Genomic DNA, 13,041 nt, shown 5'->3' on the forward strand with positions numbered 1-13,041 from the left:
TGTGTTTCGTGTATAGGGAATTTGACAAGCGTAAGCGGGCAAAGGAAAAGCACGAAACACTCTCCGCCCTTTAGGGCGGAAAAATTTTTAAGGAGAAAAAATGCAAGTTAAAGTATTTACAATTCCCGCGACAGACGACGGGACGTTGCAAGAAGATTTGAATAAGTTTTTAGGCAACCATAAAATATTGGAAGTAGAGCAGAAATTTTACGACAATGCCAAAGGCGGTTATTGGAGTTTTTGCGTTCGCTACATTATCGACGCCACAAAAAAATATTTGCCCGCTCAGCAAAGTTTTTCGGGAAAACCCAAACCGAATTATAAGGAAATTTTGTCGGAGCAGGAATACCAAATGTTTTTACAGTTTAAGGAAGCCCGTATGGCAATCTCCAAAGAAGAGGGAATTTTGCCCTACAACGTATTTACCGACGCCGAACTCGCCGAAATAATTCGCCTGCCCGAAAGAAACGAGCAAAATATTTCCAAAATAAACGGAATAGGCGAAAAACGCGCAACAAAATACGGCAAAATTTTAGTTGAAAAATACGCGGCTGATAATGTAGGGGCAAAAAATCTTTTGCCCGAGAATAACGAGATAAACAACGTAGGGGCGGGGTCTGCCCGCCCAAAAGCGCAAACAGACGACAATTTGGGCGGGCAGACCCCGCCCCTACAAACTACCCAACAGGAGTTGTTTTAATGAAACGCGCAGGTTTTTTAATCGAACAAATCGCCGACATCGATAATTTGCACCTTGCATTTTACAAATCGCGCAAAGGCAAAGAGCATTCGCGCGACGTTATTGCTTTCAGGAAAAACTTTGACGAAAATATAAAAAAATTACAAAAAGAAATATTATTAGGAAATTTAGATATAGGACATTACAATTATTTTAAGGTTTACGACCCGAAAGAGCGAACAATCTGCGCGGCAAGTTTTCCCGAGCGGGTTTTGCATCACGCCATAATGAATATTTGCCATCCGTATTTTGAAAAATTTCAGATAGAAGACAGTTTTGCCACACGTATCGGCAAAGGGCAATACGCGGCTTTGGAGCGGGCAAAAGATTATACCCGAAAATACAAATATTTCTGCAAAATGGACTGCCGAAAATACTTTGACAACATTCCGCATAATATTTTATCGGATAAATTAAAACGTCTTTTTAAGGACGGTGGTTTATTGGAAATTTTTAGAAAAATTATTGTCGGCTATTCTGCAAGCGAAAACCGCGGGCTTCCGATAGGCAATCTGGTATCGCAATATTTCGCAAATTTTTATTTGGCATTTGCCGACAGATTTGCAAAACAAACACTGCGCATAAAAGGATATGTTCGTTATATGGACGATATGGTTTTGTGGGGCAACGACAAAACAGAACTTTTGAAAAATGCAAAAAAATTCAGAGATTTTTTGACCGACGAACTTAGTCTGCCGCAAAAACCTATAGTTTTGAACGCGAATAAATGCGGATTATCGTTTTTGGGCTATGTTTTATTTCCGAATTTCGTTCGCCTTAATAAAACGAGTAAAAAAAGATTTGTGAGAAAATGTAAAACTTATATATCGAATTTAAAGAACGGTGAGTGGTCGCAAGAAGAATTCTCCGCGCACACAAGACCCCTGTTTGCGTTTGCCCAATTCGCCGATTCTTTAAGTTTCAGACGAAAAATCGTAGGGGCGTATTGCATACGCCCTGCAATGGTAAACGAACAAGGATATATGCCGATGGGCTCGAATCGCGTAATACGCGGCGGCAGTTGGAACAACAATGCGTCTAATTGCCGTGTTGCCATCCGCAACAACGACAATCCGTCGAACAGGTGGAACAACAACGGGTTTCGCGTAGCCTTCAACTCAAAGTGTCTTTGCATAAAGCAGACAAGACAATATGAATAGGCAAATATCCAAACCGCGGCTTCGGCTCCGCTCAGCCACGGTTGAACAGAAAGGCATTTTTGCCGACAGCACACTCGGTCAGTAGGTTTTCTCGAAAGCCGAGTGGGCTTTTATATATGTCGTAAAAAAAAGAAAGGGAAAATATGCACACGCGTATAATTTTATCATTGATTTTATTGTTTGCGCCTTTCGTTTCCGCAAATAAAGGCTTTTCACTGTCGTCCCAAATCTCGTATTTAACAGGAAAGATAATCCTTGACGGCAGAGAACACGGTTTCTACGATTTTGACGAAAATGTAAAAGGCGGACGCGTTCTTCTTGTTTTTCGCAAAAATATAAACGAGTATTTATCTCTCGGCGTTGGAAGCGGGACAAGCGTAAGCGAATTGCACGCTTTTTACTCCGCTTGGGGAGCGCATAATTTTTCCGCAGAAATGTTTTACATCCCGATTTTCGGCGAAATCCGCGGACAATTTCCGATATACGGCGATTTTTTGCAAATATTCGGTGCCGTAAAACTCGGAAATTCTTTAGCCCCTATGAAAGAAAGAATATTTTCCACCGATTATTATTTTGAAGGCGGTTTTTTCTTTGAGCCGACACTTGGAATATCTTTTACCCGCAACAGATTTTTGCTTGATTTCGGCGTGGGATACAGCCGGCAGAAGTCGCAATTTGTAGAATATTTCTTCTACGACGGTCGCTATGGCGACAAGCCGAGAAAAGAAATAGACCGCTACCCGTTCACCATAAGGCAATTTTCATTAAATCTCGGCTTCGGTGTTTTTTTGGGGAAGAGGCGATAAGAAATTGTCTTTTTTTTCAAACAACGGGCATACGTTTTTGAAAGTATCGGCGCATTCTACCTGTGGCAAATAGTATTTTCCTTATAATATATAATAAGGATTAAAGCGGGAGGGGTTTATGTCTTTCAAAAAATTACCGTATGGTATATCTAATTTCGCTGATTTGATAGAAGACGGCTATGCCTACGTCGATAAAACCCGTTTCATTGAATATTTGGAAAACGAAAATGGTCGCTACCAATTCTTTGTCCGTCCGCGCAGGTTCGGAAAAAGTTTGTTTTTGTCCGTATTGGAAAATTATTACGATATAAACAAAAAAGATAAATTTGAAACCCTGTTCGGAAATCTTTACATTGGCAAGAATTCGACGCCAGAACAGGGAAAATACGCGGTTATTCAATTTGACTTTTCGGGATTAGACGTAAGAACACACGAGATTTTCAGAAAATCATTTTTGGATAGAGTGCAGGAAGTTGCGGCGTTATTTTTTGACAGATATAAAGATATTTTGTCTGTTTCCCAAACTTCATTAGACGCTCTTGACGCAAAAACTCTCGGACTTGGAGCAATAGACCTTATTTACAGAGCGACAACCGTTGCCAATGTCGGACTTTTTGTTATAATAGACGAATACGACAGTTTTGCCAATAATCTTATAGCGATGGGCGAGGCGTATAAAAAAGAGACGGAAAAAGAAAGCGGCGTTGTTCGCGCTTTTTATGAATTGTTAAAAGCAGGAACAAAATCTGTCGTTAAACGAATGTTTGCCACAGGTATAAGCCCAATGATGGCAACAGACTTAACAAGCGGATTTAATATTGCGGCAAATTTAAGTTTGTTTGCCAAATACAACGAAATGTTTGGTTTCACGCGAGAAGAAGTCGAGTGGATAATAGACGAAACAAATATCGACAGGAATTTAATAGAAGTCGATATGGAGACCTATTATAACGGCTACTTGTTTGATGAAGACGGCGAGAATAAAGTGTATAATTCTCAAATGGTTTTGTTTTTCTTTAACCAAATTAAAATATCGGGAAGGTCGCCCAAAGAAATTGTCGATACAAATTTGAAAACAGATTCAGGGCGCTTGGAACGCCTTGCGGGAAGTGAAAGAAATCGGGAAAAATTGCTTCAGATAATACGGGACGGCGGAATTTTTGGCAATGTCATTTCAAGTTTCTCGCAAAACCAGCTTGAAAATGAAGAATATTTTGTCTCTCTGTTGTTTTATTTGGGAATGCTGACAATCGACAAAGTTGTAGAGGGGCAAACATACCTGAAAATTCCAAATTATTCGATAAAAACACTCTATTGGGAATACGTGATTTTTTATGCTCAGGCAATAGAAAAGGGAGCTGTAAACAAAACAGAACTTATTCAAACAATCAGAGATATGGCGTATAGATGTGATTTCAAATCGTTTTTGGACTTCTTCACAGAACACCGCTTAAAACTCCTTTCAAACAGAGACCTTACGAGTTTTGATGAAAAATATATCAAATCTATGATGCTTGCAACTGTAGCTGACAGCGGTTTATATCATCCGATTTCCGAAAACGAAAATATCGGCGGTTATTCCGACATTTATTTCCAAAAACACCACTCTGTCGCCGATATTAAATTTGAGTACGTTTTTGAATTGAAATACGTAAAAACAGGCGCCTCCAAAAGCGAAAAAGACAAGAAGTTTTCCGACGCCGCAAAGCAAATAGAAAAATATAAAAAAGACCCGCGCTTTGCAAACAGGAGCAATCTTAAATTTGTCGCTATTGTTTTTCAAGGAAAAGGCGATTACGAGGCAAAGGAGTTATAATGCCGCAACAAAACGCTTTTCTTTCGCCACCGAGCTTGGGAATTTAGTATATTTCACCTTGAATTTAATAAAAACACAAAAAGATACAGAGGACAGAATGACAAGAATAGAACAAGCAAGGCAAGGAATAATTTCCGACGAATTAAAAATGTGCGCCGAAATGGAAGGCGTTGATGTTGAGACAATGCGAAAAAAAGTCGCGGACGGAACTATTGTTATCGTCAAAAATAAACTGCGAAACATAAAACCGCTTGTTTTGGGCGAGGGGACAAAAATCAAGGTTAATTCAAACATCGGGACGTCGTCGTCGCAGGTGGATATTGAAAGCGAACTCGAAAAAATGCGCGTTTCCGTTCAATACGGAGCGCACGCCATTATGGATTTATCGACCGCGGGCGATTTGGAAGCAATCCGCCTTAAACTTATGGACGAATGTCCTGTCGCCGTTGGAACGGTGCCGCTTTACGAAATGGTGTTCCGTGCGACAACCGCCAAAAAGAGTGTTTTGGACTTAACCGCCGACGATATGTTTGAGTGTATCGAAGACCACTGCAAACAGGGCGTGGATTTCTTGACCATACACTGCGGCGTAAATAAACAAACAGTAAGCAGATTTCACGAAGTCAAACGTCTTGCAGGTGCAACCTCGCGCGGCGGTACAATAATTATGGAATGGATACACTACAACAAAAAAGAAAGCCCGCTTTACGAACAATACGACCGCCTGCTCGACATACTGAAAGAATACGACGTTGCAATTTCGCTCGGCGACGCATTTCGCCCTGGAGCAACAGCCGACGCAACCGACAGAGTGCAAATCGAAGAACTGTCGATTTTGGGCGAACTTGTGGACAGAGCGCGCGAAAAAGGCGTAGGCGTTTTTGTCGAGGGACCGGGACACGTTCCGTTAAATCAAGTGATTACCAATATTCAAATCCAAAAACGACTTTGCAGAAACGCGCCTTTTTATGTTTTAGGACCTCTTGTCACCGACATTTCGCTCGGCTATGACCACATCGCAGGAGCGATTGGCGGCGCGCTTGCAGGGCTTGCGGGCGTGGATTTCTTGTGCTATCTCACACCTGCCGAACATTTGCGTTTGCCGTCGCTTGAAGACGTAAAAGAGGGAGTAATTGCTTCTGTAATCGCAGGGCACGCCGCCGATTTGGCAAAAGGTCGCCCCGAAGCCGTTGCAAGAGACAACGCTATTTCAAAAGCAAAAAAATCGCTTGATTGGGAAAAGGTTTATGAATTAAGCGTTGACCCCGAAAAGGCGCGCCGTTATCGCGAGTCGATGAAACTCAGCGGAGAAAGTAGCGACGCCTGCTCAATGTGCGGCGAATTCTGCGCAATGAAGAGGTCGAGTAAGATAGAAGATTAAAGCGCTCTCGGCGGTCTTTCAGTATTAGCTAATGACGGTCTTGCGTTGCTCGGGACTTCTACAGTTTGTCGATACAAACGATGAATATGATTTCTGAATTCGCCTGCCGCGTCAGTCGTATTATTAACCAATATGGGAGTATCTCCCGCCATATATTGACCTACTCCGTGCGGCGCGTTGCTTGATGTTTCTGCTCTTACAAGAATTGACACTTCAACGTGGCGGACTTGGTCTCGTCGAGTTGTAGGTGGAATAGGAGGATTAGAGGATATCCAATTATCCTGTGCGGCATTCCAAGCAGGACTTGTTTGGTCAAAAATGCCTCTTCTGCCTAAGCGAAATTTAAGAGCTACCGCGTTTGATACGATAACTGTTTCGTCTGTGCGAATCCAATTGCCAGGGAGTATGCCAACTAAAGGTGTTGTTGGCGTCCAAGTAAATAACGCACGAACAATTTCGTTGCTCGTTTCGTCAAGAAAATAAATAACTCGTTCTCTTGTTTGTAGTTCTCCTGTATTATCTACTCTTATTCTGAAAAATTCAAGCATATCACCCACATTGTTGGGACTTGCAGCCATAGGAGGAATTAGCGGAAGAGTGTCAGGGATTGGCAGTGTTAATCTTTGGTTTGGGTGAAAGAAAAACGCTGCTTGGCTTTGGCTATCCGCTGCTGTTAACGGTACAATTCTGGCAGCACCTACTATTTCATTTACATCTGTATAACCGAAATCACTTATTGTTGCAACTGGTGGAGCGTTGTTGACAGTTATAAAATGCGTCTTAAAACCCATTGTGGCGATGTCTCTTGCTATTACCGCAACGCCTGTACGGGCATCGCCTTGCACTCTCGAAACTTGTCTTCCGTGCTGATAGCCTCTTGTTCCGCGGGCGATTGATTGAAATGCCGCGGTTATTACAATAAGCCCGACAACCATATATACCATAAGTTCCACAAGCGTGGCACCGCTGTTATTTTTCATAATACGTCCTTTCGTTGGTTTTACAATTGTGTCCAAGCGCCACCGCCTCTTTGTCGCCATAATTGAATTTCGTTTATCCGCGCGGGACGAACTATTACATAATTTATGTCATTTATATTAGGGTTTCTCAGAAAGACCGCCCCTTGACCTATTGTTCCGATTTCGTCATTTTGAAAAACTATACCTTCCGCCCAAGCAGTGACAGCAACAATGTTTCCGTTCGGGGTGGTAAGTGTTGCAGTGGTAAGTGCACTTGCTCTTAATGCGCCTGACACAACTGCTTGGTCTGAGAATAAATTCGGCACAGCTACTCCATCTACCGCCTCTGGTATTGGCGGTACTGTCGGCGACGGTCTGTGTCTGGTAATAGTGAAAGGCATCGGAGTGCCTGCTGCGGCGGCATTATTAGTAAATCTGAGAACATACATTGCATCGTCTCTTTGAGCGAATGTTCTCATTGTTTTCAGTTGGTTGTAAAACGCGACGACTTGGACTTCGCCTCTTCTTTCGAGGACGAAGTTGCTTATGCTGAGGGTTACTGTCGTCGATAAAATCATAATTATTGTTATTACTATCATCAATTCGACGAGTGTGAAACCGCCGTTGTTTTTTTTGACATTGGAATGCATAACTTTCCTCCTCTATATTACATATCTACTGCAAATATAAATGATTTGTCAATGCGAAAATGTAAAAATCGCCCTAAATTCATAAATTTTGTGAAATTTTCCGATTAAATAACTGTTCTCAGCGCCAAATATCCGCTTAATGCAAAAACTATTATGCCAGAAATAGTTATCATAATTCCGTACCACATCTGCACTTTTCGCTTTTTTTCTTTTGCCTCAAATTCGGTATCGTCTTGAATTTCGCCCTTGAATTTGCTTCTCAGATGGCGGTAGTAGTGCCAGCGCGAGGTTGCGGCAAGCGAGATTATCATTCCTATTACAAAAAACGAAGCGCCCGACATAACAAGATAATCGCTGAAACCCGTTTTAGTAAGGTAGTCGATAAAACTCCCCATATCTTTAATACGCGCCAAAAGCCAAAATGCAAACGGCGTTAATATGGCAAGTGTTGATGAAATCAGAAAAACTAAAAGATATTTTCTCATATTTAACCTACGCTTTTTAAGGTTTATTAAAATTGAGTTCCGCTTGGTCTCCAAGCACGTCCGCCGCTCATTCCGAAGTTCAAGCGAACGAAGTTTTCTTTAATGTCGCTCTCCGTTCTGCTTCTGCGTGTTCCCGTTTCGACGGATACATCAAGCATACCCATACCACCGAGCGGCAGTCCTAAGCCCACGGACACCGAACCTTCCCAGTCGCCGTCAATCGGAAGTTGGCGGAAAGCAAGTCCTCCGCTGTAATGCACCTTCTGAAAATAGCGCGCCGAAAGCAAATTTGGTTGCGGAATAAATTCTACCCCCGCACTTACACCAAATGCGTTTTGAAGTTCGCCGTCATCAAATATGAGGTTTGGCGCGTCTGTCCAATAATAGGCATCCCACAAAGCCAACGAAAAATCTAATGCCGTTTTCAATCTCTGGTTAAACGTCCAAGATGTTCCGATAATTCCCGACGGCGGAAGTTGAAGTCGGTATGTTGTGTCTAATTTTATGGGATTAGCAAGCACATTGAATTCGCCGTGTTGGTTTTGCTCTAATCTTCTCACGCTTTCTTGCGAGCGAAGGTCGCCTATAAAAGGATATACAGCGCTTACGCCGAAGCCTAATTGTCTTATACGAAGCAAAAATCCACCGCTGACAGACGAGCTTGCCTGATTGTAATATATTGAGTCAAGTCCCGATTGTACGCCTGTTCTGAGCATAACATCGCTTCGCACAAAATGGTTTTTGTACTGCCCGAATTGATATGAGAGCCCCACGGAAACCCGTCTGAAGAATTCCCTTCCCCAGCCCAATTCCCAGTTGGAAAGCGCAATATGGTTGTCGAATTTCTGAAACATCAGAATCGTATCGTTTGAATTTGTCTCGTTTCTCCACGTCAACGTATCGCCCTGAAAAGAAAAGCGATTTGCGCCGCTTTGTTTGAAGCTTGCCGCAAAAGTTCCCGCATTTCCCATAGGAAACGCAAAACCTATAAACGACGGCGAAAACGAACTTAGTAATACAGACTCGTCGCCCTCAAAAATACGTCTTCGGTCGGAATTTATTGATAAACTATATACCGATTGTCTTATTGTGCCGAGGTTTGCAGGGTTGAGCGAAGAAATCATATACGGCTCGCTGAGACCCGCCCCTGTTCCGCCCATTCGCGCGGCGGTTGTTGTCAGCGGGAATTGTGTTCCCGTAGGATAACGAAGGCTCAAAAGCGATTGCGCAAACGAAACCGATACCAAAAACAATAATATTGCAATAATCTTTTTCATTATTCACCATCCCTTCTTGTTTGCAAAATATAAGTGAAATTTACGGGTCTGCTTTTATCAAATAATACTCTTCCCATTCTGTGCCCGTCAAGCCACAAATACAGGAATGCGTTTTGCGGCGCAGGTTTATTGTAAATCTCGTGGTATCGCACAAAATCACTGATTGTCTCAATAATTGGGATATTAAGCATATTAGAATCACGATGAACGCGCCCAACGCTTACTCTTCTCAGTCGTTTATCGTTCGACGAGAGTGCAAAAATCTTCTCGGGTGTGAGTTCCTCTTCGGTAATTATCGCGTTTATCGGAATGGAATCGCCGTATTGAACAGGGAAATCTGTTCCTGCTCTGTCTATGGGTAAATGCAAATCCGCAAGTCCGATGTGTAAAAACCGTTGGTCGGTTATTGTGTCGAAAAATTTACTGAAATCCAAGTCAATTTTCGCAAATCTCTGCATTGCGGCTGAGATAATAGGAATACTGTCGCGCTTGGGGGTGCTGATTTGCAGAGTATCTGCGCTTCTCGGTATTACGCTTATTTCGGTGAAAGGAATGTTTACAAATGTTCGTGCGCTGTCTCTTGCTCCTTCTGTTATATAAGAAACCCTTAGGAACGGATTTGAAATATGTAAAACACTCTCGCGACTGCGTTCGTTTATTCGCACGTACATATCAAGCGTGTCTCTGAGCAATCTGTTTCTTACCATATACCACAAATCCATACCGCCGAAATTGGTACTGTCGGTGCTTCGAGAAACTCTTGTTTCGTGAACTCCGATTATGTATTTTTTACCTGTTTGTACAAGCGTGTCCGCTATCGGTTTTCTGTTGCCTATCGGTTGTTCGTTGTCTATCGCAGTCATAAAACGCGTAGTAAACCTGATTAGTTCGGTCTCCATAGTAGCCTCGGTTAATTCTGTCGGACGTACTCCCGAAGCACTGCGAAAAACAACCGTATCCGCCCACTCAAAAATTAATCTGTCGGTAATTCTTTGAAACACCAGCGTATCGCCGCTTTGCGCCCAAGTTCTGACATTGTTAAAAACGGCGCCTGCTTCGGTAGTAGTATCGGATTCTCTTCTTATTATTACTCGTAAGCTATCGCCGTGAGAAAGACGAATAACGTTTGCCTCGCTTGTATCAACACTGTTAAAAAGCGTTGCGGGGACAAAATGTCGCCAACCGACAAGGGTGTCGCTTGTGAAGTATATACGTCTGTCGCGGTCGGCGCGTTTTGTTGTATCTGTATTGTTTTCGGGGTCGTTTCGTTGATATTCCCAGATTCCGTTAATTCTTCTGTAAACAGAATCAATTCTGATGGTATCGACAAAATCGGTGAAAGTTGCATTAAAACGAGTGATATAAGCCGAATCTCTGGCAATTTTTCCTGTCGCCGGCACTGAGTCGCGTTCGTAAAGCAGGTATGAATCAATGTCTAACGAAATAATCCCGTTTGTGTTTTTCGGTCTTGAGAGAACATTGTTAACAGGGAAAAACAGCGATGTGGTATCGCCGGTAATTCCGGGGAAAATCACGCCTATTTCGACATTCGCGTCATCGAAAGAATTAAGTCCTGTAAGATTTGTCCAAACAAGTTCTGCCTGAATAGAACGCTCTACAATATTGGTGTCCCTTGCGAGCCTTTGCAAATAATGGCTTATTCTCAGAGAATCTACGTTGCTGAAATGTCTGAGCCTGAGTATCGTCGTATCTTTTTGCCAATTTCCGATTGCCCACATTGACGGCGAAAATCCTCTGTTGCGTAAATGGTCGTCGTAAGTATGCGTTCCCGAAAACGCGTCCACCACACTTCCGAAACGACCCCTTTTGAGCATATCCGTTCTGAATTCTCCTGCTCGTAGACTGTCTTGAGACCTGTTTTCTATGATGGAACGTCCCAAACTGCTCGTGTCGTCGGTTGAGCAGGAAAAAAGCAGTAATAGCGCCGAAATTAGCGAAATATAGAAAAAGCAATTTGCCGATTTTGTCATTTTTTCTCCGAATTTACATAAATAATCGCCACGAAAATATTATTTGCCAAAATAAACTTGCGAAAAAATCTTGAATTTACGCAAACTCATTTAAAATCGCTATGGCGCTGAGGCTTGTCGGCATATTTCCGTTATCTATTTCGTTGAATACGTCTGTCATAGAATTGCTCCGAAAAATAAGCCACGAACCGCTCCTGATTTCGTTTCTGAGTTGCTCTGCGCCCCAACCGCAATATCCAAGAAAAATACGGTTTTCGTATTCGTCGCTGGACAGCATTTCTTCTACGCTTTCCCAACGTCCGCCCATTCTGAGCCCGGGGACTATTTCTTTGCCGCCTTCGTGTCCGAGCGCGATAAGATGAAGTGTGTTGTCATCGACCGGACCGCCGACAAACATTCGTCGTCGCAAGTTGTTGTAATATTCGTCCAAACCGTCAAAAAGTTCGCTTGCAGGCATTGTTGTCGGACGATTTAAGATAAAACCTGCGGCAGCTTGCTCGTCTATTCCTGCAATTAAAATTATAGTGTTCTTAAAATATGTGTCATCCATTTCCGGGGAAGCGACTAATAAATCGCCCTGTTTCACTTGTGTATTTATGCGCATATTTACCTCCTTTTTTACTGTAAAATTACCATATTGTTGCTGTGAATAACAAAATCACAGTGATAAAATTCCCAAAGTGTTTCTATTTCAGCCGACTTTTTTCCTTTGATTTTCTCAATTTCGTCGCTTGAGTAGCTTGCAATTCCCTTTGCAAATACGCGACCGTCATTCTCGATTTCGACCGCGTCGCCTTCGTCAAATTCTCCGCTTACAGCCAAAATTCCTGCGGCAAGCAAACTTTTTCCTGCGATAAGTGCGCGCTTTGCTCCGTCGTCAACCGAGATTTTTCCTTCGGTTTCATCGGCAAAGGCAATAAATCGGTCGCGCGAGTTCATTTTTTCGCCCTGCGGATAAAAAAGCGTCCCGAATTTTTGCTCGTTTATTACACTTATAGGGTCATTGTTATAGCCGTCGCCGACAATTGCAAAAATTCCCGCTTTGCACACCATTTCTGCGGCGCGCAGTTTTGTCGCCATTCCGCCTGTTCCCACGTCTGTTCCCTCGGAACTCGCGCCTTTACGCAGAACGTCGTCGAATTTTTCTATTACGGGAATATGTTTTGCTTCGGGATTTTTCTTGGGATTGTCGGTGTAAAGTCCGTTTATGTCGCTTAAAGCAACAAACAAATCGGCGTCTGCAAGAAGTGCAATTTGCGCCGCCAAAGTGTCATTGTCGCCGATTTTTATTTCGTCCACGCTTACCGAATCGTTTTCGTTAATTATTGGAACAATGCCGTTTTCAAGCATCGCAAAAAGCGTGTTTCGCAGGTTAAGGTAGCGTTTTTTGTCTCGAAAATCGCTCCAAGAAAGCAAAATTTGTCCGATTGGCATAGAATATTTATCAAATTGTGCGCGATATAAATTCATAAGTTCGATTTGCCCCACTCCCGCGCACGCCTGCTTCAGTGAAATGCTTTTGGGCTTTTCTTTTAGTCTCAACACTGCACGTCCGTTTGCCACCGCTCCCGAACTCACTAAAATAACGTCAATTCCGTCCGAAATCAAATCGGACACGGCTTTAACGATTGCAGAAATGCGTGCAATATGCCCGCTTCCGTCTTGTGGCGCAAGAATTTTGCTTCCGATTTTTATGACCGCCAATTTTGGCTTTTTAATTTCTTTACGGTTTATCATTTGTGTATTTTCTCCGTTGTTTTGAGAAGAAAATACGTTA

The 13,041-nt window shown here is 42.7% G+C and carries 12 protein-coding genes; 5 read left to right on the forward strand and 7 right to left on the reverse strand.

What is annotated here, in order from left to right:
• Positions 1-100: 100 nt before the first annotated feature.
• The 5 genes from FWE23_02345 (at position 101) to thiC (ending at position 5,902) form a co-directional block, all read left to right on the forward strand.
• A complete protein-coding gene (locus tag FWE23_02345; GenBank protein MCL2844276.1) occupies positions 101-700 on the forward strand; it encodes an HRDC domain-containing protein in 600 nt (199 codons plus the stop codon).
• Complete coding sequence (locus FWE23_02350) at positions 700-1,899, forward strand: reverse transcriptase domain-containing protein (GenBank protein MCL2844277.1); 1,200 nt, start codon at positions 700-702, stop codon at positions 1,897-1,899. The genes FWE23_02345 and FWE23_02350 overlap by 1 nt, the downstream gene beginning before the upstream one ends.
• Positions 1,900-2,042: 143 nt before the next feature.
• Entirely contained in the window at positions 2,043-2,705 is a 663-nt protein-coding gene (locus FWE23_02355; GenBank protein MCL2844278.1) for a hypothetical protein, read from the forward strand.
• Positions 2,706-2,823: 118 nt separating this feature from the next.
• A complete protein-coding gene (locus FWE23_02360; protein ID MCL2844279.1) occupies positions 2,824-4,521 on the forward strand; it encodes an ATP-binding protein in 1,698 nt (565 codons plus the stop codon).
• Positions 4,522-4,618: 97 nt separating this feature from the next.
• Complete coding sequence (thiC, locus tag FWE23_02365) at positions 4,619-5,902, forward strand: phosphomethylpyrimidine synthase ThiC (GenBank protein ID MCL2844280.1); 1,284 nt, start codon at positions 4,619-4,621, stop codon at positions 5,900-5,902.
• Here the strand turns inward: thiC and FWE23_02370 are convergent.
• The 7 genes from FWE23_02370 to proB form a co-directional block, all read right to left on the reverse strand.
• The gene (locus FWE23_02370; protein ID MCL2844281.1) at positions 5,899-6,882 is read right to left on the reverse strand and encodes a prepilin-type N-terminal cleavage/methylation domain-containing protein; all 984 of its coding nucleotides are present in this window, start codon (positions 6,880-6,882) and stop codon (positions 5,899-5,901) included. The two genes, thiC and FWE23_02370, sit on opposite strands and share 4 nt — an antisense overlap.
• 20 nt (positions 6,883-6,902) lie before the next feature.
• Positions 6,903-7,511, reverse strand: a complete 609-nt coding sequence (locus FWE23_02375) for a prepilin-type N-terminal cleavage/methylation domain-containing protein (GenBank protein MCL2844282.1) — start codon at positions 7,509-7,511, stop codon at positions 6,903-6,905.
• 104 nt (positions 7,512-7,615) lie between these two features.
• Positions 7,616-7,996: a hypothetical protein gene (locus tag FWE23_02380; protein MCL2844283.1), complete on the reverse strand. Its 381-nt coding sequence runs from the start codon at positions 7,994-7,996 to the stop codon at positions 7,616-7,618.
• A 26-nt stretch (positions 7,997-8,022) separates the two neighbouring features.
• Positions 8,023-9,273 carry a hypothetical protein gene (locus FWE23_02385; GenBank protein ID MCL2844284.1) on the reverse strand — a complete coding sequence of 417 codons (1,251 nt, stop codon included), beginning with the start codon at positions 9,271-9,273 and terminating at the stop codon, positions 8,023-8,025.
• A complete protein-coding gene (locus FWE23_02390; GenBank protein ID MCL2844285.1) occupies positions 9,273-11,264 on the reverse strand; it encodes a hypothetical protein in 1,992 nt (663 codons plus the stop codon). Before FWE23_02390 ends, FWE23_02385 begins: the two co-directional genes overlap by 1 nt.
• A gap of 76 nt (positions 11,265-11,340) precedes the next feature.
• Positions 11,341-11,868, reverse strand: coding sequence for a YqgE/AlgH family protein (locus FWE23_02395; protein ID MCL2844286.1), 528 nt, complete (start codon positions 11,866-11,868; stop codon positions 11,341-11,343).
• Between the two features lie 14 nt (positions 11,869-11,882).
• Positions 11,883-13,001, reverse strand: a complete 1,119-nt coding sequence (gene proB, locus FWE23_02400; GenBank protein ID MCL2844287.1) for a glutamate 5-kinase — start codon at positions 12,999-13,001, stop codon at positions 11,883-11,885.
• Between the last annotated feature and the right edge of the window lie 40 nt (positions 13,002-13,041).

The sequence above is a fragment of the Chitinivibrionia bacterium genome (genome assembly GCA_009779925.1).
GTDB lineage: Bacteria > Fibrobacterota > Chitinivibrionia > Chitinivibrionales > Chitinivibrionaceae > WRFX01.